The organism is Candidatus Avoscillospira sp. LCP25S3_F1, assembly GCF_052117125.1.
In the GTDB taxonomy this organism is placed as follows: Bacteria; Bacillota; Clostridia; order Oscillospirales; family Oscillospiraceae; genus Avoscillospira_A.
On the sequence record NZ_JBQKJT010000001.1, the window covers coordinates 287,728 to 310,933 of the forward strand.

At 60.8% G+C, this 23,206-nt stretch carries 19 protein-coding genes and 1 tRNA gene; 7 read left to right on the forward strand and 13 right to left on the reverse strand.

What is annotated here, in order from left to right; translation table 11 throughout:
* Window positions 1-85: 85 nt before the first annotated feature.
* From tuf to murI, 10 genes are all read right to left on the reverse strand, one after another.
* Entirely contained in the window at window positions 86-1,291 is a 1,206-nt protein-coding gene (gene tuf, locus ACTQ33_RS01625) for an elongation factor Tu (protein ID WP_441461566.1), read from the reverse strand.
* A 102-nt stretch (window positions 1,292-1,393) separates the two neighbouring features.
* Entirely contained in the window at window positions 1,394-3,472 is a 2,079-nt protein-coding gene (gene fusA / locus ACTQ33_RS01630) for an elongation factor G (protein ID WP_441461568.1), read from the reverse strand.
* Window positions 3,473-3,484: 12 nt separating this feature from the next.
* Window positions 3,485-3,955 carry a 30S ribosomal protein S7 gene (gene rpsG, locus ACTQ33_RS01635; protein ID WP_441461570.1) on the reverse strand — a complete coding sequence of 157 codons (471 nt, stop codon included), beginning with the start codon at window positions 3,953-3,955 and terminating at the stop codon, window positions 3,485-3,487.
* A 166-nt stretch (window positions 3,956-4,121) separates the two neighbouring features.
* Window positions 4,122-4,547, reverse strand: a complete 426-nt coding sequence (gene rpsL / locus ACTQ33_RS01640) for a 30S ribosomal protein S12 (RefSeq protein WP_441461572.1) — start codon at window positions 4,545-4,547, stop codon at window positions 4,122-4,124.
* Window positions 4,548-4,645: 98 nt separating this feature from the next.
* A complete protein-coding gene (locus tag ACTQ33_RS01645; RefSeq protein WP_441461573.1) occupies window positions 4,646-4,885 on the reverse strand; it encodes a ribosomal L7Ae/L30e/S12e/Gadd45 family protein in 240 nt (79 codons plus the stop codon).
* Between the two features lie 187 nt (window positions 4,886-5,072).
* Window positions 5,073-5,981 (reverse strand): patatin-like phospholipase family protein, encoded by a 909-nt coding sequence (locus tag ACTQ33_RS01650; RefSeq protein WP_441461575.1) that lies wholly within the window; start codon window positions 5,979-5,981, stop codon window positions 5,073-5,075.
* A gap of 138 nt (window positions 5,982-6,119) precedes the next feature.
* The gene (gene rpoC / locus ACTQ33_RS01655) at window positions 6,120-9,680 is read right to left on the reverse strand and encodes a DNA-directed RNA polymerase subunit beta' (RefSeq protein WP_441461577.1); all 3,561 of its coding nucleotides are present in this window, start codon (window positions 9,678-9,680) and stop codon (window positions 6,120-6,122) included.
* A 14-nt stretch (window positions 9,681-9,694) separates the two neighbouring features.
* Window positions 9,695-13,609, reverse strand: a complete 3,915-nt coding sequence (gene rpoB, locus ACTQ33_RS01660) for a DNA-directed RNA polymerase subunit beta (RefSeq protein ID WP_441461621.1) — start codon at window positions 13,607-13,609, stop codon at window positions 9,695-9,697.
* 341 nt (window positions 13,610-13,950) lie between these two features.
* The gene (locus ACTQ33_RS01665; protein WP_441461579.1) at window positions 13,951-14,199 is read right to left on the reverse strand and encodes a hypothetical protein; all 249 of its coding nucleotides are present in this window, start codon (window positions 14,197-14,199) and stop codon (window positions 13,951-13,953) included.
* 57 nt (window positions 14,200-14,256) lie between these two features.
* Window positions 14,257-15,024, reverse strand: a complete 768-nt coding sequence (murI, locus tag ACTQ33_RS01670) for a glutamate racemase (protein ID WP_441461580.1) — start codon at window positions 15,022-15,024, stop codon at window positions 14,257-14,259.
* Between the two features lie 182 nt (window positions 15,025-15,206).
* Here murI and ACTQ33_RS01675 point away from each other — a divergent pair, with 182 nt between their 5' ends.
* Window positions 15,207-16,370, forward strand: coding sequence for an FtsW/RodA/SpoVE family cell cycle protein (locus ACTQ33_RS01675; RefSeq protein WP_441461582.1), 1,164 nt, complete (start codon window positions 15,207-15,209; stop codon window positions 16,368-16,370).
* A 44-nt stretch (window positions 16,371-16,414) separates the two neighbouring features.
* On the opposite strand, the gene ACTQ33_RS01680 is transcribed toward ACTQ33_RS01675, so the two are convergent.
* The 3 genes from ACTQ33_RS01680 to ACTQ33_RS01690 all read right to left on the reverse strand — a co-directional run bounded on the left by ACTQ33_RS01680 (window position 16,415) and on the right by ACTQ33_RS01690 (window position 18,078).
* Entirely contained in the window at window positions 16,415-17,068 is a 654-nt protein-coding gene (locus ACTQ33_RS01680) for a YczE/YyaS/YitT family protein (RefSeq protein WP_441461584.1), read from the reverse strand.
* 168 nt (window positions 17,069-17,236) lie between these two features.
* Window positions 17,237-17,797, reverse strand: coding sequence for a hypothetical protein (locus ACTQ33_RS01685; protein WP_441461586.1), 561 nt, complete (start codon window positions 17,795-17,797; stop codon window positions 17,237-17,239).
* A gap of 196 nt (window positions 17,798-17,993) precedes the next feature.
* Window positions 17,994-18,078 (reverse strand) — tRNA-Leu (locus tag ACTQ33_RS01690).
* 167 nt (window positions 18,079-18,245) lie between these two features.
* Here ACTQ33_RS01690 and ACTQ33_RS01695 point away from each other — a divergent pair.
* The 6 genes from ACTQ33_RS01695 (at window position 18,246) to ACTQ33_RS01720 (ending at window position 23,182) form a co-directional block, all read left to right on the forward strand.
* The gene (locus tag ACTQ33_RS01695; protein ID WP_441461588.1) at window positions 18,246-18,980 is read left to right on the forward strand and encodes a 16S rRNA (uracil(1498)-N(3))-methyltransferase; all 735 of its coding nucleotides are present in this window, start codon (window positions 18,246-18,248) and stop codon (window positions 18,978-18,980) included.
* A 28-nt stretch (window positions 18,981-19,008) separates the two neighbouring features.
* Entirely contained in the window at window positions 19,009-19,788 is a 780-nt protein-coding gene (locus ACTQ33_RS01700) for a hypothetical protein (RefSeq protein WP_441461590.1), read from the forward strand.
* A 57-nt stretch (window positions 19,789-19,845) separates the two neighbouring features.
* Window positions 19,846-21,366 carry an oligosaccharide flippase family protein gene (locus ACTQ33_RS01705; protein WP_441461592.1) on the forward strand — a complete coding sequence of 507 codons (1,521 nt, stop codon included), beginning with the start codon at window positions 19,846-19,848 and terminating at the stop codon, window positions 21,364-21,366.
* A gap of 111 nt (window positions 21,367-21,477) precedes the next feature.
* Complete coding sequence (locus ACTQ33_RS01710) at window positions 21,478-22,506, forward strand: threonine aldolase family protein (protein ID WP_441461593.1); 1,029 nt, start codon at window positions 21,478-21,480, stop codon at window positions 22,504-22,506.
* Window positions 22,503-22,988, forward strand: a complete 486-nt coding sequence (locus ACTQ33_RS01715) for a DNA-deoxyinosine glycosylase (protein WP_441461595.1) — start codon at window positions 22,503-22,505, stop codon at window positions 22,986-22,988. The genes ACTQ33_RS01710 and ACTQ33_RS01715 overlap by 4 nt, the downstream gene beginning before the upstream one ends.
* 2 nt (window positions 22,989-22,990) lie before the next feature.
* The gene (locus ACTQ33_RS01720; protein WP_441461596.1) at window positions 22,991-23,182 is read left to right on the forward strand and encodes a hypothetical protein; all 192 of its coding nucleotides are present in this window, start codon (window positions 22,991-22,993) and stop codon (window positions 23,180-23,182) included.
* The last annotated feature ends 24 nt before the right edge of the window (window positions 23,183-23,206 follow it).

The following is a 23,206-nucleotide window of genomic DNA, read 5'->3' on the forward strand; positions in this document are numbered from 1 at the left end:
TTTTACACGATATTACCTGTAAATACAATCGTTTGCCAAAAGAAAAAGGGCCGGAAGCAATGCTTCCGGCCCTCAGGGCTACAAATTAGTCCTCGATGATGTCGATAACGACACCGGAACCAACGGTACGGCCGCCCTCGCGGATAGCGAAGCGGAGGCCCTTCTCGATGGCGATGGGGGTGATCAGCTCAACGTTCATGTCGACGTTATCGCCGGGCATGCACATCTCAACGCCCTCGGGCAGGGAGATGATGCCGGTCACGTCGGTGGTACGGAAGTAGAACTGAGGACGATAGTTGTTGAAGAAGGGAGTATGACGGCCGCCTTCTTCCTTGGACAGGACGTAAACCTGGCCAACGAACTTGGTGTGGGGCTTGATGGAGCCGGGCTTGGCCAGAACCTGACCACGCTCGATGCTCTTCTTGTCAACACCACGCAGCAGGGCGCCGATGTTGTCGCCGGCTTCAGCGTAATCCAGCAGCTTGTGGAACATCTCGATGTCGGTGACAACGGTGGACTTGGACTCCTCAGCCAGACCAACGATCTCGACAGTCTCGTTCTTCTTGATGACGCCGCGCTCCACACGACCGGTGGCAACGGTGCCACGGCCGGAGATGGTGAAGACGTCCTCGACGGGCATCAGGAAGGGCATGTCGGCCTTACGGTCGGGAGTGGGGATATAGTTGTCGACAGCGTCCATCAGCTCCTTGATGCAAGCGAACTCGGGAGCGTTGGGATCGTTGGACTCGGAGATCAGAGCGTTCAGAGCGGAACCCTTGATGATCGGGATGTCGTCGCCGGGGAACTCGTAGGAGGACAGGGTCTCGCGGACTTCCATCTCAACCAGCTCCAGCAGCTCCTCGTCGTCGACCTGATCGCACTTGTTCAGGAAGACAACAATGGCAGGCACGCCGACCTGACGGGCCAGCAGGATGTGCTCCTTGGTCTGAGCCATGGGGCCGTCGGTAGCGGCGATAACCAGGATAGCGCCGTCCATCTGAGCAGCACCGGTGATCATGTTCTTGATATAGTCGGCGTGGCCGGGGCAGTCAACGTGAGCATAGTGACGGGCGTCGGTCTCGTACTCAACGTGAGCGGTGTTGATGGTGATGCCGCGCTCCTTCTCTTCGGGAGCCTTATCGATGCTGGCGTAGTCCTCGAACTGAGCCTTGCCCTGCATGGACAGCCACTTGGTGATGGCAGCGGTCAGAGTGGTCTTGCCGTGGTCAACGTGGCCGATGGTGCCAATGTTGACGTGAGGCTTGGTTCTTTCAAATTTCTGCTTAGCCATTGAAAAAATCCTCCTTGTGTTTCGGGTGAATTCTCATTAGAGTATGGGAATAGCATGCATATCTGTATCATACACCATTTTGCGGCGTATGACAAGTATCATTTAAGCCTTGGCGCGCTTCGCAATGAGCTCGTCCTGCAGGGACTTGGGCAGCTCAATATAATGGCTGGGCTCCATGGCGTACTGTCCACGGCCCTGGGTACGGCTGCGGAGGTCCGTAGCGTAACCGAACATGTTGGACAGGGGGATGTTGGCATCGATCTGCTGGGCGTTGCCGCGGGGCAGCATACCCAGAACGTTGCCGCGGCGAGCGGAAACGTCGCCGATGACGTCGCCCATGTAATCGTCGGGGACGATGATGGAGACCTTCATGATGGGCTCCAGGATCACGGGCTGGGCCTTGCGCATGGCCTCCTTGAAGGCCATGGAACCGGCGATCTTAAAGGCCATTTCAGAGGAGTCGACCTCGTGGTAGGAGCCGTCGTACAGGGTGACCTTGACGTCGACCACGGGATAGCCGGCCAGAACACCGGCAGCCATGGCGCCCTGAATACCGGCGTCGACCGCGGGGATATACTCCTTGGGAATGGCGCCGCCGACAACAGCGTTGACGAACTCGTAGCCCTTGCCGGACTCGTTGGGCTCCACACGGATCTTGACGTGACCGTACTGGCCCTTACCGCCGGACTGACGGGCGTACTTGGTATCCTGCTCAACGCTCTTGCGGATGGTCTCCTTGTAGGCGACCTGCGGAGCGCCGACGTTGGCCTCGACCTTGAACTCACGGAGCAGACGGTCGACGATGATCTCCAGATGGAGCTCGCCCATACCGGCGATGATGGTCTGACCGGTCTCTTCGTCGGTGTAGGTGCGGAAGGTGGGGTCTTCTTCGGCCAGCTTGGCCAGAGCGATGCCCATCTTCTCCTGACCGGCCTTGGTCTTGGGCTCGATGGCAACGCGGATAACAGGCTCGGGGAACTCCATGGACTCCAGGATGATGGGATGGGCCTCATCGCACAGGGTATCGCCGGTGGTGGTGTTCTTCAGACCAACGGCGGCGGCGATGTCGCCGGAGTACACCATGTCGATGTCCTCGCGGTGGTTGGCGTGCATCCGCAGGATGCGGCCAATGCGCTCCTTGTTGTTCTTGGTGGAGTTGAGCACGGTGCTGCCGGACTTCAGGGTACCGGAGTACACACGGAAGAAGCACAGCTTACCGACATAGGGGTCCGTGGCGATCTTGAAGGCCAGAGCGGAGAAGGGAGCCTTGTCGTCTGCGACACGGTGATCGTCTTCGCCGGTATCGGGATTGACGCCGTCAATGGGGGGAATATCCAGGGGGGAGGGCATGAAATCGACGATGGCGTCGAGCAGCTCCTGCACACCCTTGTTGCGGTAGGAAGTACCGCAGCACACGGGAACCATCTTGACAGCGATGGTGGCCTTGCGGATGGCGGACTTGATCATGTCCTCGGGGATCTCCTCGCCCTCCAGGAACATCATCATGATGTTCTCGTCCTGGTCGGCCACGGCCTCCAGCAGCTTTTCGCGGTACTCGTTGGCCAGGTCCACCAGTTCCTCGGGGATCTCCTCCTCGCGGACGTCCTTGCCCAGATCATCATAGAAGACGAATGCCTTCATCTTGATCAGGTCCACAACGCCCTTGAAGAACTGCTCTGCACCGATGGGCAGCTGGACAGGCACGGCGTTGCACTTCAGACGCTCGTCCATCATCTTCAGAACGTTGTAGAAGTCGGCGCCCAGGATGTCCATCTTGTTGACGTACACCATACGGGGGACGTGGTACTTGTCAGCCTGTCTCCAGACGGTTTCGGTCTGGGGCTCGACGCCGCCCTTGGCGCACAGGACGGTCACAGAGCCGTCCAGCACACGCAGGGAACGCTCGACCTCAACGGTGAAGTCCACGTGGCCCGGGGTGTCGATGATGTTGATGCGGTTGCCCTTCCAGAAGCAGGTGGTAGCGGCGGAGGTAATGGTGATACCACGCTCCTGCTCCTGCTCCATCCAGTCCATGGTGGCGGTGCCGTCATGGGTCTCGCCGATCTTGTAGTTGACGCCGGTGTAGTACAGAATACGCTCGGTCGTCGTGGTCTTACCGGCATCGATGTGGGCCATGATGCCGATATTTCTCGTTTTTTCCAGGGAGTACTCTCTAGCCATGAACTAGCTCCTTTACCAACGGAAATGGGAGAAGGCCTTGTTGGCCTCGGCCATCTTGTGGGTATCTTCACGCTTCTTCACGGATGCGCCGGTGTTGTTGCTGGCGTCCATGATCTCAGCAGCCAGACGCTCCTTCATGGTCTTTTCGCTGCGGGCGCGGCTGTAATTGGTCAGCCAGCGCAGACCCAGGGTCTGACGTCTCTCAGGCCGCACCTCGATGGGGACCTGATAGGTGGCGCCGCCGACGCGGCGGGACTTGACTTCCAGGGTGGGCATGATATTTTCCATGGCTTCCTGGAACACTTCCAGACCACTCTTGCCACTCTTCTCCTCGATGATGCCGAAGGCGCCGTAAACAACCTTCTGAGCAACACCCTTCTTGCCGTCCAGCATGATGCTGTTGACGAGCTTGGTCACCAGGACAGAGTTGTACATGGGATCCGGAAGAACTTCTCTCTTGGGAACATTACCTCTTCTGGGCACGTCGCTTCCCTCCTTCATAGAATGATTTCATAGGTACTCCGAAAGGGCTTTCCCCTTCCGTAGGTGCCTGCCGAGAGGTTTTTTATATCAATAAAAAACGACTGGCAAGGCATTGCCTCGCGACAAGGCGTTTGGGAATTGCAAAGTTTAGTGGGCGGAAAAAGAATTACTTCTTCTTGCCGGCCTTGGGCTTCTTGGCGCCGTACTTGGAACGGGCCTGCATACGGTTCTGCACACCCTGAGTATCCAGAGTGCCGCGGATGATGTGGTAACGAACGCCGGGCAGGTCCTTGACACGGCCGCCGCGAATCAGGACGACGGAGTGCTCCTGCAGGTTGTGGCCGACGCCGGGGATATAAGCGGAAACCTCATATCCATTGGTGAGCTTCACACGGGCGATCTTACGCAGAGCGGAGTTGGGCTTCTTGGGGGTCGTGGTACGGACGGCGGTGCAGACGCCTCTCTTCTGAGGAGCGGACAGGTCGGTGGACTTGTTCTTCAGGGTGTTCAGACCCTTCTGCAGTGCGGGGGCCGTGGACTTGTAGGAAACTTGCTCTCTGCCCTTGCGGACCAACTGGTTGAACGTAGGCATGATTTTCCTCCTTTCTGAACTTGCTGGCCGGTGGTTCCGGCTAGTATTTTATCCCGAAATATCCTAAGATATTCCGTTGGGACCAAAAAATTGACGGCTCACAGCAGTGCCGCGGCCGCGGCGCCCACGTCGATACCGCAGGCGGTACCCAACTGGGCCATGGTGTCCACCCAAATGCAGGGAACGTCTTTTTCCCGGCAGAGGGCTTCGATGGGTTCGACCAGACGCGGCTCGGCGTTTCTGGCCAGGAACACCTTTTGCACGGTGCCGTCCTTGAGGACCTTGCGCAGCTGCTTGAGGCCCACGACGGTCGAGCCCGTTTTCAGTTCTTCGAGCACTCTCGACACCTCCAAAAACGGCGTGTGGCGCTCATAGACCACACTGTTCGTGATTATAACAGAATCCGAGAAATTCGTCAATGATATTTTTTGAAAAAATCAGAACTTTTTTCATTTTTTGCAGAACCCTTTCCCCCATTCCTCCCGTGGGGACCGGCGCGGCGCGTGGGGCAAGGTCCGGCAGCCCTTATGCCAGATAGGCGCGGAGGGCGTCCAGCCGGCGGCGGGCGTCCTCATAGCCCAGGCGGTAGAGCCGCCCCAGCTTTTCCATGTCCTTTTCCAACCGGCTGATGGTCACCGGTTCGGAGGGGCTGATGACAAAGACTCTCCCCTGCCGCTTCAGCCGTTCCAGCGTGTCGCACTGGCGGTTGTAGTTCCGGTCGCACTCTCCCAGGGCCTTGGCAAAGGCCGGATAGTCCTGATACACCCGCTGGGCCCAGCGGGCCGACCGCTCCCGGATGGGTTTCCGGTAGTCGTCGGGCCGGGTCCGCACCACCACCACCTTCCGGTAGCCACTGCGCAGCGCCCACCCAAAGGGCAGTTTGTCGGTGCAGCCGCCGTCGAGACAGGGCACGCCGTCCACCAGCACTGGCCGGGACACATAGGGCATGGACGCCGACGCCTGGATGGCCTTGCGCAGATCGGTGCAGTTGTCCCGCTCGAAGTACATCGTCTCTCCCGTGCGGCAGTTGGACGCCACGGCCACAAACCGGCGGCCGTTCCGGTCCAGCGCCCCCCAGCTCAGGGGGTCCTGCTTGTCGTACGCGCCAAAGAGGAAATCAAAACCGATGATGCCCCGATTGCCCCGGTAGGCATGGAGCCCCACATACCGCGGGTCCCTGCGGTACCGGAGATTGATCCGGGCGCTGCGGCCGATTTGCCCCGTCACATAGTTGATACCGTTCATGGCCCCGGCGGAAACGCCGATGGTGCATTGGAGATTGATGCCCGCTTCCATGAGGGCGTCCAGGACGCCGGAGGTATAGACGCCTCGGAACGCGCCGCCCTCCAATACCATACATCCATCGGTGATGCCGCCGGCGGCCCGTCCCGACGGGAGCCGGTCCGCCCCCGAATACACAACCAGTTTTTTCACAGGTTACACTCCTTTCGCTCCATTGCCGGACAAGTGTCCAGATGGAGCCATTGTACCACCCCCGCCCGGCGGATGCAACCGATACAAACAATGGGTATCCGGCTTTTCCGGATACCCATTGTGAATGAGAAACTCGTATTACAGCGCCTCGTTGTCGATCATCTCATCGGTGACCTCGGACTCGGGGTGGATGCCCAGCTGGAAGTCCCGGTAGGCGGCCAGACCGGCGCCGGCGGGGATCAGCTTACCGATGATGACGTTCTCCTTCAGGCCCACCAGGTGGTCCACCTTGCCCTTGATGGCGGCTTCGGTGAGGACCTTGGTGGTCTCCTGGAAGGAGGCGGCGGACAGGAAGGACTCGGTGGCCAGGGAGGCCTTGGTGATACCCATGAGGATCAGTTCCTTCTTGGCCAGCTTCAGGTCCGTCTCGCCGGCATCGATGCGGGCCTGGACCTTGGCGTTGGCGTCGTCAAACTCCATGACGTCCACCACGGTGCCGGTGAGCATATCGGTGTCGCCGGGGTCCTCCACGCGGACCTTGCGGAGCATCTGACGGATGATGACTTCAATGTGCTTATCGTTGATGTCAACGCCCTGCTGACGGTACACGGCCTGAACTTCCTGGGTCAGGTAGTCCTGTACGGCCTCCAGACCGGAAATCCGCAGCACATCGTGGGGGCTCAAAGCGCCGTCGGTGATGCGGTCGCCCTTGTTGACATGCTGGCCGTTCTGGACCCGCAGGCCCACGGAATAGGGCACCTGATACTCCTTGACCTCGCCGGTCTCCTCGCTGGTGACGGTGATGCCGCGGAGGGCGGTGCGGTGGCTCTCGTCGATGTCCACACGGCCGGAGATTTCGGAGATGGTGGCCATCTTCTTGGGCTTTCTGGCCTCGAACAGTTCTTCGACTCGAGGCAGACCCTGGGTGATATCGTCACCGGCGACGCCGCCGGTGTGGAACGTACGCATGGTCAGCTGGGTACCGGGCTCACCGATGGACTGGGCGGCGATGATGCCGACGGCTTCGCCCAGGTTGACTTCCTCGGAGGTGGCCAGGTTGACGCCGTAGCAGGTGGCGCAGACGCCGCTGCGGGCCTTGCAGCCCAGGACGGTGCGAATATAGACCTTGTGGATGCCGTGCTTCTCGAAGAGGTCGGCGTCCTCCGGCTGCATGAGCTTCGTCTTGGGATGGAGCAGTTCGCCGGTGACCGGGTCCACAATGTCGTTGACGGGATAGCGGCCGCGGATACGGTTGCCGAAGGTGTCGATGACCTGGCCCTTCTCCACCACTTCGCCCACCCAGATACCGTCGGTGGTGCCGCAGTCCTTCTGGCGGATGATGACATCCTGGGAGACATCGACGAGGCGGCGGGTCAGGTAACCGGAGTCGGCGGTACGCAGAGCCGTATCGGTCATGCCCTTACGGGCGCCTCTGGAGGAGATGAAGTACTCCAGGACAGACAGACCTTCACGGAAGTTGGCCTTGATGGGGATTTCGATGGTACGGCCCGTGGTGTCGGCCATCAGGCCGCGCATACCGGCCAGCTGGCGGATCTGGTTCATACTACCACGCGCACCGGAGTCGGCCATCATAAAGATGGGGTTGTAGCGGTCCAGACCCTCCTGCAGGGCGTCGGTGACGTCCTTGATTGTCTGCTCCCACTGGGAGACCACGAGGCGGTAGCGCTCCTCATTGGTGATAAAGCCGCGCTTGTACTGGCGGTCGATCTTGACGGCCTTTTCCTCGGCGTCGGCAATGAGGGTGTACTTCTTCTCGGGGATGGTCATATCCGCGATGGAAACGGTGATGGCGCCGCGGGTGGAGTATTTGTAACCCAGGGCTTTCAGGTTGTCCAGCGTCTCGGTGGCGATGGTGAAGCCGTGGACCCGGATGCACTTGTCGATGATCTGGCCCAGCTGCTTCTTACCGGTGGTGAAGCCAACCTCCAGGTCAAAGAGCTTGTCGGGGTCCGAACGGTCCACGAAGCCCAGGTCCTGGGGCAGGGGCTCGTTGAAGATCAGACGGCCCACGGTGGCGTCGATGATCTTGTGCTGCTTGACACCGTTGATCTCCTTTTCCACCCGGACCTTGATGGGGGCGTGGATGCCCACGACCTTCTCATTGTAGGCCAGCATGGCCTCGTCGGGCGAGGAGAACACCTTGCCCGCGCCGGGCTCGTCTTCCTTGACGTAGGTCAGGTAGTAGGTACCCAGAATCATATCCTGGGTGGGTACGGTGACGGGCTTGCCGTCCTGGGGACGCAGCAGGTTGTTGGCCGACAGCATCAGCATCCGGGCCTCGGCCTGGGCCTCAGCGGACAGGGGGACGTGAACGGCCATCTGGTCGCCGTCGAAGTCGGCGTTGAAGGCGGTGCAGCACAGGGGGTGCAGCTTGATGGCGCGGCCCTCCACCAGCACCGGTTCAAAGGCCTGGATGCCCAGACGGTGCAGGGTCGGCGCACGGTTCAGCATAACGGGGCGGTCCTTGATGATCTCGGCCAGGGCGTCCCAAACCTCGGTCTGGCCCTTGTCGATCATCTTCTTGGCGGATTTGATGTTGGTGGCGGGACCGTCCTCCACCAGCTTCTTCATGACGAAGGGCCGGAACAGCTCAATGGCCATTTCCTTGGGCAGACCGCACTGGTACAGCTTCAGCTCGGGGCCGACGACGATAACGGAACGGCCGGAATAGTCAACGCGCTTGCCCAGCAGGTTCTGACGGAAGCGGCCCTGCTTACCTTTCAGCATATCGGAAAGGGACTTCAAGGCGCGGTTGTTGGCGCCGGTGACGGCACGACCGCGGCGGCCGTTGTCGATGAGGGCGTCCACGGCCTCCTGGAGCATCCGCTTTTCGTTGCGGATGATGATGTCGGGGGCGTTGAGCTGGATCAGCCGTCTCAGACGGTTGTTCCGGTTGATGACCCGGCGGTACAGGTCGTTGAGGTCGGAGGTGGCGAAGCGGCCGCCGTCCAGCTGCACCATGGGGCGCAGCTCGGGGGGGATGACCGGCAGCACGTCCATAATCATCCAGGACGGCTTGTTGTCGGACATGCGGAAGGATTCCACCACTTCCAGACGCTTGATGATTTTCAGCTTCTTCTGACCGGCGGCGTTTTTCAGCTCGCCCCGCAGCTGCTCGGACAGCTGATCCAGGTCCATTTCCTCCAGCAGTTCCTTGATGGCCTCGGCGCCCATGGCGGCCTTGAAGTCATCCTCGTACTTTTCCCGCATATCGCGGTACTCTTTTTCGCTGAGGATCTGGTACTTGGTCAGGGGGCAGTCGCCGGGATCGGTGACGATATAGGAGGCAAAGTACAGGACCTTCTCCAGAATCCGGGGGCTGATATCCAGCAGCAGACCCATGCGGGAGGGAATGCCCTTGAAATACCAGATATGGGAGCAGGGGGCGGCCAGCTCAATGTGGCCCATGCGCTCGCGGCGCACCTTGCTCTTGGTGACCTCGACGCCGCAGCGGTCGCAGATCTTACCCTTATAGCGGATTTTCTTGTACTTGCCGCAGTGGCATTCCCAGTCCTTGGTGGGGCCAAAGATCTTTTCACAGAACAGGCCGTCCCGCTCGGGCTTGAGGGTCCGGTAGTTGATGGTCTCCGGCTTTCTCACCTCGCCGAAGGACCACTGACGGATCTGTTCCGGTGAAGCAATACCGATTTTAATGGCGTCAAAGGTTGCGTAGCTCATCGTATCACTCCTCCTTACATCTCATCATCCATGCTGTCGAAGGGGATGTCCTCGTCAGCAAACAGGTCGTCGTCGTCCCCGGCCAGGTCGTCTTCCTCCTCGCCGTCGTCGGCGCTGTCGAAGAGACCGGCGGCAGCCTGACCGGCGCCCAGGGCGTCCTCGGCATCGGCGACTTCGTAACCGGCGCCGGTAGCCTCGTTCTCGTCGGCCACATAGGTCTCGTGGCCGCCGTAGCTGATCTCGTCCTCGTCCTCGTCCTTCAGCTCGATCTCGTTGCCCTCCTCGTCCAGAACGCGGATATCCAGGCACAGGGACTGGAGCTCCTTGACCAGAACCTTGAAGGATTCAGGCACACCGGGCTTGGGCACGTTGTGGCCCTTGACGATGGCTTCATACGTCTTGACACGGCCCGTCACGTCGTCGGACTTGACCGTGAGGATTTCCTGCAGCGTGTACGCCGCGCCGTAGGCCTCCAGGGCCCAGACTTCCATCTCGCCGAAGCGCTGGCCGCCGAACTGGGCCTTGCCGCCCAGGGGCTGCTGGGTAACCAGGGAGTAGGGGCCGGTGCTGCGGGCGTGAATCTTATCGTCCACCAGGTGGTGGAGCTTGAGGAAGTAGACGTAACCGACGGTAACGCGGTTGTCGAAGGCGTCGCCGGTGCGTCCATCGTAGAGGACGCTCTTGCCGTCGGCCACGCGGAGCCGTCCCTCCTGCTGCCAGGCTTTCAGCTGGGTCAGGTCGGCCTTTTCCTCGGCGGTCAGGGGACGCAGAGCCTCCTTGGCCAGACCGCCCTCGGGGACCTCGCCCTCGCCGGCCAGATACAGCTCCTTGCCGGTCAGGGTTTCGTCCACGCCCACCTCGCGGGCCAGACCGGCCATCTTGAGGGTCTCGTGGATGTCGTTTTCGGTGGCGCCGGAGAAGATGGGCGTAGCGATCTTCCAGCCCAGGGTCCGGGCGGCGTAGCCCAGATGGACCTCCAGCACCTGACCAATGTTCATACGGGACGGCACGCCCAGGGGGTTCAGCACGATATCCAGGGGGGTGCCGCCGGGCAGGAAGGGCATATCCTCCTCGGGCAGAACGCGGGAGACAACGCCCTTGTTGCCGTGACGGCCGGCCATCTTGTCGCCCACGGAGATCTTACGCTTCTGGGCGATATAGACGCGGACCACCTTGTTGACGCCGGGGGACATTTCATCGCCGTTTTCACGGGTGAAGACCTTCACATCGACAATGATGCCGCTCTCGCCGTGGGGCACCTTCAAGGAGGAGTCGCGGACCTCGCGGGCCTTCTCGCCGAAGATGGCGCGGAGCAGCCGCTCCTCGGCGGTCAGCTCGGTCTCGCCCTTGGGGGTGACCTTACCCACCAGATAGTCGCCGGAGGTGACCTCGGCGCCGATGCGGATGACGCCGTTCTCGTCCAGGTCCTTCAGCGTATCTTCGCCCACATTGGGAATGTCGCGGGTGATCTCTTCGGGGCCCAGCTTGGTGTCGCGGGACTCGGTCTCATACTCCTCGATGTGGATGGAGGTAAAGACGTCCTCGCGGACCAGCCGCTCGTTGAGGAGAATGGCGTCCTCGTAGTTGTAGCCTTCCCAGGTCAGGAAGCCGATGAGGACGTTCTTGCCTAGGGCGATCTCACCCTGGGAGCAGGAGGGACCGTCGGCAATGATCTGTTCGGTATCCACCCGGTCGCCCACAGAGACAATGGGGCGCTGATTGACGCAGGTACCGGCGTTGGACCGGGCGAACTTGGTCAGCCGCTGGGTGGCCACATTGCCGTTGTCGTAGCGGATGGTGATCTCGTCGGCGGACACCTTGGTGACGGTGCCGGGGCCCTTGGCCTTGAGGCACACTTCGGAGTCCACGGCGCACTTGTGCTCGATGCCGGTGGCGACCACGGGGGCCTCGGTGACCAGCAGGGGCACGGCCTGGCGCTGCATATTGGCGCCCATCAGGGCGCGGTTGGCGTCGTCGTTCTGGAGGAACGGGATAAAGGCGGTTGCCACGGAGGTCATCATTCTGGGGGAGACGTCGATATAGTCGATAACCTCCCGGTCTACCGCGGTGATCTCGTCGCGGTGACGGCAGATGATGCGCTTGTTGGCCAGGCAGCCGTTCTCGTCCAGGGGCTCGTTGGCCTGGGCCACATAGAAATCGTCTTCCACGTCGGCGGTCATGTAGTCCACCTCGTCGGTGACGAAGCAGCCGTGTTCGTTCTTGACCACCTTGCGGTAGGGGGCTTCGATGAAGCCGTACTCGTTGATCTTGGCGAAGGAGGCCAGATAGTTGATCAGGCCGATGTTGGGACCTTCAGGCGTCTCGATGGGGCACATACGGCCGTAGTGGCTGTAGTGGATATCGCGGACGTCGAAGGAGGCGCGTTCCCGGCTCAGACCGCCGGGGCCCAGAGCGGACAGACGGCGCTTGTGGGTCAGCTCGGCCAGGGGGTTGTTCTGGTCCATGAACTGGCTCAGGGGGGAGGAGCCAAAGAACTCCTTGATGACCGCCGTCACAGGACGAATATTGATGAGCAGCTGGGGCGTGGTCTTGTCCTGCTCCTGGGTGGTCATACGCTCGCGGATGACGCGCTCCAGGCGGGTGAAGCCCACGCGGAACTGGTTCTGGAGCAGCTCGCCCACGCAGCGCAGGCGGCGGTTGCCCAGGTGGTCGATGTCGTCAGTGGTACCGGCGCCGTAGACCATGCAGTTGAGGTAGTTGATGGAAGCGAGGATGTCGTCCTTAGTGATGTGCTTGGGAATCAGGTCGTCCCGGCGCTCTTCAATGGCGTCCTTCCAGCCGTTGGCGGGGACGGTCTCCAGCATCTCCTTGAGGACGCGGAAGCAGACCTTCTCCCGGATGCCGTACTCGGCGGGATCGAAGTCCACGAAGTTCTTCATGTCCACCATGCCGTTGGAGAAGACCTTGACGATGCGGCCGTCGATGTTCAGCAACGCCTCGTTGACGCCGCGGGCGGAGATCTGCTGGGCCTCCTCCCGGGTCAGGGTCTTGCCGTCCATGAACAGAATCTCACCGGTCATGGGGTCGGCCACAGGCGCGGCCAGGGTCTGACCGGCCAGACGGCTCCAGATGTCCATCTTCTTATTGAACTTGTAGCGGCCCACCTTGGACACGTCGTAGCGGCGGGCGTCGAAGAACAGGGCGTCCATGTAGGACTCGGCGTTCTCCACCGTGGGAGGCTCGCCGGGGCGCAGCTTGCGGTAGATCTCCAGCAGGGACTCCTCCCGGGTGTGGCAGGTGTCCTTCTCCAGGGTGGCGATGATGCGGGGGTCCTCGCCGAACAGCTCCTTGATCTGGCCCTCGCTCTCCACGCCCAGGGCGCGGATCAGGCAGGTGATGGGGATTTTGCGGTTCTTGTCGATGCGGACATAGAACACGTCGTTGGCGTCGGTCTCATACTCCAGCCAGGCGCCGCGGTAGGGAATGACCGTGGCGGTGTAGCTGTGGATATCGGCCTTGTCCACAATATCGCCGTAGTACATACCGGGGCTGCGGACGATCTGGGAGACGATAACGCGTTCGGCGCCATTGATGACAAAGGTGCCGCCGTTGGTCATCAGGGGGAAATCGCCCATGAAGATTTCCTGCTCCTTGATGGTGTTGGCGGCCTTGTTGCGCAGGCGCACCCGGATTTTGATGGGCTTGGCGTAGGTGGCGTCCCGCTCCTTGCACTCCTCCACGGTGTACTTGGGCTTTTCGTCCATGCTGTAGTCCAGGAAGGACAGCTCCAGGTTGCCGGAGTAGTCGGTAATGGTGTCGATGTCCTTGAAGACCTCCCGCAATCCTTCCTTGAGGAACCACTCAAAGGAATCCTTCTGGATCTTCAACAGGTTGGGGATCTCCAGGATGTCCTTGTGCTTGGAGTAGCTCTTACGCAGAGTTTTGCCAAAGTATACGTCCTTGACCATCTCCATTATGAATCATCACAGCCTTTCTCTCGGCCCGCGGGCCGGTGGTAGTTTCCGTCCGTTTTTGATACGCCCGGATGCGTTGTTGAATTTATCCCAACGCGCCTTGATTCCGCCGCCACGCTGTGGTATACTACCCACGCAAAGCAAAAGATTGGGGCACTGGGCATAATCAGGCATTATGGATATCTATTCTAACATGTCTGAAACCGGGTGTCAACAGGATGTGGAGAAAAAACAGGCGCAATCTGCGGCTGTTTTTTGTGTTTTATGGACGAAACAGGCCGCCGTCCGCCACCCTCGCTGGGGTGGAGACGGCGGCCTGTTCCTTTTATGCCATGTTACGGTTCCACAGGGACCGGAGGATTCCCGGGGCTTGCAAAGCCGATCATGCAAACTGCCACAACGATCAGATAGACGGCGGAAATGCAAAGAAGGGCAATCAAAAGTTTCTTCCGCCCGGCAGACAGACGCTTCCGCTCAAACACCATGGTGATCGCGGACCCGGCAAACAGCACCACAAACGCTGCCATGGTGCCATTGTGGAGCAGGACGGACAGCAGCTTGTCCATAACGCTCGTGTGACTCATATCCCATTCCTTCCTTTCCAATCCCTCTCACAATTTTTTCAGACCGCCCCGGACGGTTCAGAGCTCCAGCAGCCGTCTGGACAGTGCCACGGCCTCGGGGCGGCTGTTGGTCAGCTCCACCCGGCCCGGCGTGGTCCGGTCCGTCAGCAGGTCCGCCCGCTCCAGCCGCCGCCGGGTCTCCCGGGCCGTGCCGGGGCCGCCGTCGTAGATGGTGACCGGATGGCCCATGCACCGCTCGATGGCCCCCCGGACAAAGGGAAAATGCGTGCATCCCAGGACCACCGCCGTAATGGGTACCGTCTCATAGGGCCGCAGAATGTCCCGCAGATACGCTTCCAGCTCCGGGCCGTCCACTCTCCCCTGCTCCACGCTCTCCACGATGCCGGGAGCCGGAAGCCGGTAGATCTCCGCCCGGTCCCGATAGGATTCCATCTGCCGGTGGAATTTCTCTTCCCGCAGCGTCATCTCCGTGGCCATGACCAGCACATGGGGGTGGTCGTTTTCCAGCACCGCCGGCTTCAGGGCCGGTTCGATGCCCACCACGGGAATCTGGTCGTACCGCTGCCGCAGCAGATCGATGGCCGCCGCCGTGGCCGTATTGCAGGCCACCACCAGGGCCTTGCACCCGGCGTCCAGCAGCCGCTGGGCGGCGGCCATGGTCAGCTCCTGCACCGATTCCGTGGTCCGCGGACCATAGGGGGCGTTGGCCGAATCTCCAAAATATAAAAAGTCCTCACAGGGCATCCGGCGCACCAGTTCCCGCAGGACGCTGATGCCGCCGTGACCGGAGTCAAATACCCCGATGGGCGCATTCCGTTGCACCATGGTGATCTCCTTCCCGGATTTCCTGGCGGCTATCTCCAGCAGCCGCGTTGTATCTGTTATCATACCACTATTTGACGGACTGTGCAACCACAACAAAAATCCCGGCGGTTTTTGTTTACATCCGCCGGACATACTGATATAATATTGTGATAGCAACCCAAAGAAAGGAGGAGCACTCCGATTTGCGCAAGCTCCTGACCCTCTCCCAGGAATTTTTCCGAAAGGCCGATCTGCTGCTGCTGGGCCTGTGTCTGGCGGCCAGTATCTTCGGCATTGTCATCGTGGCCAGTACCACCGCCTATATGGGTACCACCCGTCTCGTACTGGTGCAGACCCTGGCAATGCTCATCGGCGTCGGTCTCTATGTGATCTTTTCCTTCATCGATGTTGATATTTTGGCCGAGCGACGGGAAATCCTCATGATTTTCAACATTCTGTTTCTCAGTACCCTGTTTATCTGGGGTACCGACGGCGGCACCGGCAACCGCAGCTGGCTGGCGTTCTCCTGGCTGCCCTTCAGCATCCAGCCCGGCGAAATCTGTAAGATTTCCTTTATTATTGTATTGGCGAAAACCATGAGCATCTACCGGAACAAAGTTTCCTCGTTCCGGTCCGTGGGGCAGATGGTGGCCATTCTGGGCATCAATGTGGCGCTGATTCTGGCGGCTTCCAGCGACGCCGGCGTGGCCCTGCCCTATGTCATCGCGTTTATTTTCATGGCCTATGTGGGCGGCGTCAACCTGGGCTGGTTCGCCGCCGCCGGTGCGGGCCTGGCCGTGGCCACCCCCATCATCTGGACCCGCTTTATGCAGGACTATCAGAAAAACCGGATTCTGATGATCTTCGACCCCACCATCGACCCCCAGGGCGCTTCCGTCCGCTGGCACACCCTCAACAGCCTGGCCTCCCTCCAGGGCGGCGGCATGACGGGACAGGGACTGTTCCACGGTTCCCGAACCCAGACCGGCGGTCTTCTCTTCGCCCAGCATACGGACTTTGTCTTCTCCGCCATCGGCGAGGAGCTGGGCATGGTGGGCTGTCTGCTGGTGCTGCTGCTGCTGACCGCCATCGTCCTGCGCTGCATCTATGTGGGCGTCAAATCCGGCAGCTATATGAACCGGCTGATCTGCATCGGCATTGCCGCCACGTTTATGTTTCAGATCATCGTCAACACCGGCATGTGCATGGGCGTCTTCCCCGTCATCGGCCTGACGCTGCCCTTTATCTCCTACGGCGGTTCCTCCCTGGTGACCACCTTCGCCGCCGTGGGCATTGTCTCCGGCATCCGGATGCGCCCGGCCCCCGACTCCTCCGCCCGGTATATCCGCCCGGCCTATACCCTGTAAGCAACAAAAAAAGACGCCCGCCGGGGCGTCTTTTTTTCCGTATTTCAGCCCTGGGCCGGCGCCGTGGCAAAGAGCCGGTTGGGCAGGCCGCTGAGGCGCTTGTTCAGCTGCCGGGCGATGAAACCCACCAGAAGGGCCGCCACCACGGTGCCCTCGCGAACCCCCTCCAGGTGTCCGGCAAACACAAAGGACAGCACAGCGGCGATGACCGCCATGGAGACGTCAAAGGCGATTTTCGTGGCGCCGAATTCCCGATTCCAGGTGGTGCAGACAGCGCGGACAAAGGACTCGCCGGGCAGCATGGCCACATTGGGCAGCACCTCCAGATAGACGCCCACGCCCAGAACCACGCAGCCAAAGAGCAGGAAGCCGAACTGCGCCGGATACGCCGTCAGCCGGAAATCGCCCAGCATGGCGGTGGTCAGGTCGATAAAATATCCAAAGGCCACAGAAATCGGGATTTGCAGCCAATGCTCCAGCTTGAAGTTTTTCCGCAGGATCAACAGCTGCAACGCAATGAGCACCAAACTGAACACGCTGGTGAACTCGCCCAGCGTCAAGGGGAAATTCAAACTCAGCACATAGGGGATGGACGAAATGGGCGACGTGCCCAGGTCCGCCCGGGTGATCAGACTGACTCCCAGGGAGTTGACAAACAATCCCACCAAAAACACCAAATACCGCTTTACTTTCTCCAAACTGGTACATCTCCTTCGCAACTATATAATTATTTACATGTCATATTATTATAGGCAACGATGACGCCGTCTGTCAACAGCAGTTTTCACAAAAAAATAACCGCGCCGGGGCCACAGGCTCCGACGCGGTTGGCAGTTTGGCAGTTCTGTTTTGGAGGGTTTCGGGCGTCAGCCGCCGTCGGCCGACAGGTCGGGAAGGTCCGACGAACGCACCGGCGGGACCGGGTTGCCCACCTCCGTTTGGTCGGCCAGTTCCGCCGGGTCCACCGGCGTTTCCTCCGCTTCCTCGTCGCCCCAGAGGGAATCGTGGTCCTCCCCCTCGGCGTTGCGGTTCATCAGGGCCATGTTTTTGGCGGCCGTGTACATCTCCATGCTGTATTCCATCAGCTTGTTTTCATCCACGGGCGGCACATGGTCCCCCTTGGCAATCCGCCGGAACACCTCCAGAATCTTCATGAGGTTTTCGGCTTCCTCGGCAATGGCCTCGCCCTGCTGCCGGGCGATTTCGGCGTTTTGAATGTTGGTGTTCCAGGCCGACAGCTGTTGCGCGATGGCGCTGGTCTGGTCGTACTCCTCTTCGACGGCAGACAGGGCCTTGGACAGCTCCACCCGGTCAAAGCTGCCGCCGGCGGCGGGTCCATCCTTCAGCAGCTGGGTCAGCTCCTGTTTTCTCTGCCGAAGCCAGTCCAGCTGTGTGCGTGCGATTTTCTGCGCTTGACCCAATTTCATTTGGACAGCCTCCCTTCGGTCCGTTTTTTTGCTGCGCAAAAAGCGCATGATGATTTATGGAGATCAAACGGCAGGGGTTCCTCTACTAATGATTTCGGCCAAAACGGGGAAAACATAATAAGAACGAAGGACGGACGGCGTTTTTTTGCCCAATGGCATTAAAAAACGCCGGAGCAAAGCGAACTTTGCTCCGGCGTGGTGCGAGAGAGGAGACTTGAACTCCCACGACTGTTGTCACACGCACCTCAAACGTGCCTGTCTACCGGTTCCAGCACTCTCGCAGCTGGCATATTGTTTTATGCGTCGATTATTATAACGGCATGCACAGGATTTGTCAACAGAATTTTTTGTCGGCTGTAAAAAATGGACGCTTTTTCGGCTTGCGTATCGGGAATGTTTCTGATATAATGAATTTTGTTGTAAATTGCAGAGATACGGAGGTTTTCCCTTGCCGAGATTTTTTCTTTCGGACGGCGGTCCTGTGGACGGCGCCATTGTCCTGACGGGACAGCAGGCGGCCCATGCCCGCGTGCTGCGGCTGCGTCCCGGCGACGCCGTGGCGGTCTGCGACGGCGCCGGAACCGACTATGACTGCATCGTGGCGGAACTGACATCCGACCGTCTGGTGCTGACCGTTCGGGGCTGCGCCCCCTCTGCTTCGGAACCCCATCTGCGGGCCGCAGTCTACATGGCCTTTGCCAAGTCCGACAAGCTGGAACATGTGATTCAGAAAGCGACGGAGCTGGGCGCCTGGGAGATTGTGGCCTTTCCTTCCGCCCGCTGTGTCTCCCGGCCCGATGACCGAAGTCTGGCCAAAAAGCTGGAGCGCTGGCAGAAAATTGCCGCGTCGGCGGCGGAACAGAGCGGCCGCGGCCGGATTCCCACGGTGCGGGCCGTTCCCTCCTTTGCCGCGGCCGTGGCGGAGGCGGCAGCCTGCGACTGCGCCGCCCTGCTCTACGAGAACGAGCGGGCTGTGACCTTCCGCAGCCGGGTGGAACAGGGACCCTTTTCCACCGCCGCCATTCTCACGGGGCCCGAAGGCGGCTTCGAGCCGTCGGAGGTGGAGGAAGCCGCCGCCGCCGGACTGGCGGTGTGTACCCTGGGTCCGCGAATTCTGCGCTGTGAGACAGCGCCGCTCTGTGCCTTGACGGCACTGCTGTTCGCCTGTGGCGAGCTGGACTGACTCTATCAGAAAAGGAATGTATGATCAAATGGCTATGCGTCAGCGGCCCATGCCGCAAAAGAAATCCAATCACGACGATGACTCCGTCATCTACAAGATCATGGCAGCGCTGGTTATGCTCTGTGTGCTGCTGGTGGGGCTTCAGATCACCAGCCGATATTATTCGGTGGTGGGCACCATGTTTACCACCCAAACCGTTCTGCTGGGCGTGGGCATCGCTTCGTCGGTGCTGTTCCTCGCTTCCGTGGGTCTGTGGTTCTACAGCCGCCGCCTGCGGCCCCTGCTCCACGCGTTCTCCTGGATTCTGGGCATCTTCTTCCTGGTTGTCGCCCTGAGCTGCTGGGTGCTGTACGTCACCTGGGTCAGCTATATTCCCTATCTGTACGCGGTGTATATTGCGGTGACGGTCCTCTATATGATCGCCCTGCTCTATCAGCCGGAGTTCTTCCTGCTGTCCTGCGTCAATGTGGCAGCCGGCGGCGTGTTCTACGCCCTGAGCCGTCTCTACAGCGGCCGTCTCTTTGTCATGGCCCTCTATGCGCTGCTGGTTGTCGTCATTGCCGTGGTGGCCCTGGTGGTCTTCAAAGCCCGCAGAACCGACGACGGCATCCTCAAGCTGGGCAAGCGCTCCATTGCCATCGCCACGGCCAACACCTCTCCCCTGCCCGTCTACCTCAGCTGTGTGGTGTGGGTCCTGTGCCTGGCTGTTGCCGCCTTCCTTGGCTCTGTCTTCGCCTACTACTGCATCTTTGCTGTTGCCGCCTTCGAGCTGGCCGCCGCCGTCTACTACACGGTGAAACTGGCATAAACAATCGGATGTCTAATTTCCGCCCCTGTCCAATATCCTTGGACAGGGGTGATTTTTTTGAAGCGCCATTCTCTTTTTCGCGGCACGCTGCTGCTGACGGCGGCCAATCTGGGCCTGCGGGGCAGCGCCATGTGCTTTCAGGTGTATCTTTCCAACCGCATCGGCGCCGCCGGAATCGGCCTGTTGCAGCTGATTCTGTCGGTGAGCTTTCTGGCCATGACCATCAGCACCGCCGGGGTCCGGGTGGCCGCCATGTATCTGACGGCGGAGGAGTACGGCGCCCGCCGTCCCGGCGGCATGCGCAAGGCCCTGCTGTGCTGCCTGCTCTATGGGCTGATCGCCAGTGTCCTGGGCGGGATGATTCTCCACCGGGCCGCTGATTGGATCGCCGTCTCCTGGATTCGGGACATCCGGGCCGCCTCCAGTCTCCGGGTCCTGGCCTGGGCCATGCCGGTCAACTGCCTCTGGTCTGTCATGGCCGGATATTTCACGGCCTGCGGCCGTCTCAAGCCCCTGGTGTGGGTGGAGCTGCTGGAACAGCTTCTGTCCATCCTTGCCACCGTGGCACTGCTGGGCCTGTGGGCCGGCAGCGATGTGGAACGGGCCTGCATCAGCATCCATCTGGGCAACAGCACCGCCACAGGCATCACCCTGGTGGTGCTGCTGGGCCTGGCCCTGGGCCATCGGACCGGACCCATTCCCGCCGGACTGTCCATGTGGCGGCGGCTCTTCCGCCTGTGTGTTCCCCTGGCGGCCAACGACACCCTGCGTTCGGCCCTGTCCACCACGGAACATCTGCTGATTCCCCGGGGATTGTCCCGCTCCGGCGGCTCCTCAGAACAGGCCATGGCCGACTACGGCACCATCCACGGCATGGTGTTCCCGGTGATGATGTTTCCGGCCATCGTCTTTCTGGCCCTGGCCGATCTGCTGGTGCCGGAGCTGGCCCGCTGCCGGGCGGCGCTGGACCGGCGGCGCATCCACCATCTGACGGACCGGTGCCTTCGCATGGGCCTGTTGTTCTCCGCCGCCGTGGCCGGGCTGTGCTACGCCCTGTCCGGCCCCCTCTGCGATCTGCTGTACCACAGTGAGACGGCGGGGCTGTATCTGCGGCTCTTCTCCCCCCTGGTGGTGGTCCTGTTCATGGACACCCTGGTGGATGGAATGCACAAGGGGCTGGGCGAACAGGTCTACTGCGTCCGGGTCAACACCCTGACCAATCTGTTGGACGTGGTGTTCCTGTTCCTGCTGCTGCCCCGGTTCGGCATCGCCGGGTATTTCTTCACCTTTACCCTGACCCATTTTCTCAACTTCTATCTCAGTCTGGCCCACCTGCTGACGGTCACCGGCTATACGCCCCGGGTTTCCTACATCTGCAAGGTCCTGGGCTGCACCGTGGCCGCGGCCCTGGCCGCCGGTACCGCCGCCGCCCTGTCCCTGCCGTCTCTGGTGGCCTGTCTGCTGGCGGTGGCCGTCTTCGGCGTGGTCTTCGGTGTCCTGCTGCTCTCCACCGCCGCCTGGACGGCCCCCGACACCCGTTGGCTCCGGTCTGTCACCGGCTGCCGAAGTCTCCATTGACGTTCCCCCACGGCAGACGTATAATAACTGCGTATGATTCTTGCGGCAGCACCACATCCTCTGACAAGAAACCTGGTGCGGCGCTGCCCGATAAAAAAGGACGGAATTTTCATGTATTTTTTCCGCAACGACTATTCGGAGGGCGCGCTGCCCCAGGTCATGGAGGCGCTGAACCGTACCAACCTCTGCTCCGCCGTGGGCTATGGGCTGGACCCCTATTGCCGGGAGGCCGCTGAGAAGATTCGCCAGCGGTTCCAATGTCCCGATGCCGATGTGCATTTTCTCGTGGGCGGCACCCAGACCAATCAGACGGTCATCGCCGCGGCCCTGCGGCCCTGGGAAGCAGTCATTGCCGCCGATACGGGCCACATCAACGTCCATGAGACCGGGGCCATTGAGGCCACGGGCCATAAAATCTGCACCGTCCCCCATGTGGACGGCAAACTGACGGCGGACGCCATTCGCACCGTCTTCGCCGCCCATGGCAGCGGCAAAGATGAGCACATGGTCGCCCCCAAGCTGGTATACCTCTCCAACGCCACGGAACTTGGCACGGTCTACACCAAAAAGGAGTTGGAGGACATCTCCCACACCTGCCGGGAGCTGGGTCTCTATCTCTTTTTGGACGGCGCCCGACTGGCCCCGGCGCTGACCAGTCCCGGCAACAAGGTGACGCCGGAGGACCTGGCCGACCTGTGCGACGCCTTCTACATCGGCGGCACCAAGAACGGTTTGCTCTTCGGTGAAGCCCTGGTCATCACCCGGGACAGCCTCAAGGGCGGGTTCCGCCACGCCATCAAGCAGCGGGGCGGCATGCTGGCCAAGGGCCGTCTGCTGGGCCTGCAATTCTCCACCATTCTCGACGACGACCTGTGGCTCCAGGCCGGCGCCCATGCCAACGAGCAGGCCGCCCGACTCAGCGCCGGTCTCAAGGCCCTGGGCTATGAAATGGTGGTGGACTCCCCCACCAATCAACTGTTCCCCATTCTGGAAAACAACCAGATTGCCCGGCTGGAACAGGCGTTCAGCTTTGAGCATTGGGCCCCCGTCAGCGACACCCATACCGCCGTCCGCTTTGTCACCTCCTGGGCCACCAAGCCCGAGGCCGTGGACGCCCTGCTGGCGGCGCTGCAGCGGTGACGGTCCATCATCCCCTGCCGCCGCTGTTCAACGAGCGGTCCAGGGTGCTGATTCTGGGCAGCTTTCCGTCGGTGAAATCCCGGGAGGGGATGTTTTTCTACCATCATCCGCAGAACCGGTTCTGGAAGGTCCTGGCCGCCGTCTTTGGCTGTCCCGTGCCGGAGACCATTGAGGAAAAGCGCCGCCTGATTCTGGACCACGGGCTGGCTCTGTGGGACGTCATCGACCGGTGCGAAATCACCGGTTCCTCCGACGCCTCCATCCGGGACCCGGTCCCCACGGACCTGTCCCGGATTCTGGACCACGCCCCCATCGAAGCGATCTACTGCAACGGCTCCACGGCCTACCGGCTGTACCGGAAGCACCAGCAATCCCGCACGGGCCTGGAAGCCCGTCTCCTGCCCTCCACCAGTCCGGCCAACGCCGTCTGGCAGCTGCCCCGGCTGGTGGAAGCGTGGCAGGTGGTCGGAAAGGAGGCGTAACCATGGAGGAAGAACAGCTGTTCAGCGGCTTCTGCCGCCAACAGGATCAGACCCGACGGGTGTTCTTTTCCTACGAAGTGACGGAAGCGGGCCGCAAACTGTCCGACTGTGACTGTTCCTTTTTCAACTGCCCCTTCACCGACAGCTGTGTGATTGCCCAGGAAGCTGTCGCCCATTGCGGCGTACAGCCGTAAACACCATGGATTCCATCGGATTTC

Excerpts from the sequence above, each read along its gene's own strand:
- murI (WP_441461580.1), bottom strand. The coding sequence starts at position 15,024 with ATGGTGCAACGGAATGCGCCCATCGGGGTATTTGACTCCGGTCACGGC.
- rpoC (WP_441461577.1), bottom strand. The coding sequence starts at position 9,680 with ATGAGCTACGCAACCTTTGACGCCATTAAAATCGGTATTGCTTCACCG.
- ACTQ33_RS01720 (WP_441461596.1), top strand. The coding sequence starts at position 22,991 with ATGGAGGAAGAACAGCTGTTCAGCGGCTTCTGCCGCCAACAGGATCAG.
- fusA (WP_441461568.1), bottom strand. The coding sequence starts at position 3,472 with ATGGCTAGAGAGTACTCCCTGGAAAAAACGAGAAATATCGGCATCATG.
- ACTQ33_RS01665 (WP_441461579.1), bottom strand. The coding sequence starts at position 14,199 with ATGAGTCACACGAGCGTTATGGACAAGCTGCTGTCCGTCCTGCTCCAC.
- rpoB (WP_441461621.1), bottom strand. The coding sequence starts at position 13,609 with ATGGTCAAGGACGTATACTTTGGCAAAACTCTGCGTAAGAGCTACTCC.
- tuf (WP_441461566.1), bottom strand. The coding sequence starts at position 1,291 with ATGGCTAAGCAGAAATTTGAAAGAACCAAGCCTCACGTCAACATTGGC.
- ACTQ33_RS01700 (WP_441461590.1), top strand. The coding sequence starts at position 19,009 with ATGGCTATGCGTCAGCGGCCCATGCCGCAAAAGAAATCCAATCACGAC.
- ACTQ33_RS01710 (WP_441461593.1), top strand. The coding sequence starts at position 21,478 with ATGTATTTTTTCCGCAACGACTATTCGGAGGGCGCGCTGCCCCAGGTC.
- ACTQ33_RS01685 (WP_441461586.1), bottom strand. The coding sequence starts at position 17,797 with ATGAAATTGGGTCAAGCGCAGAAAATCGCACGCACACAGCTGGACTGG.
- rpsL (WP_441461572.1), bottom strand. The coding sequence starts at position 4,547 with ATGCCTACGTTCAACCAGTTGGTCCGCAAGGGCAGAGAGCAAGTTTCC.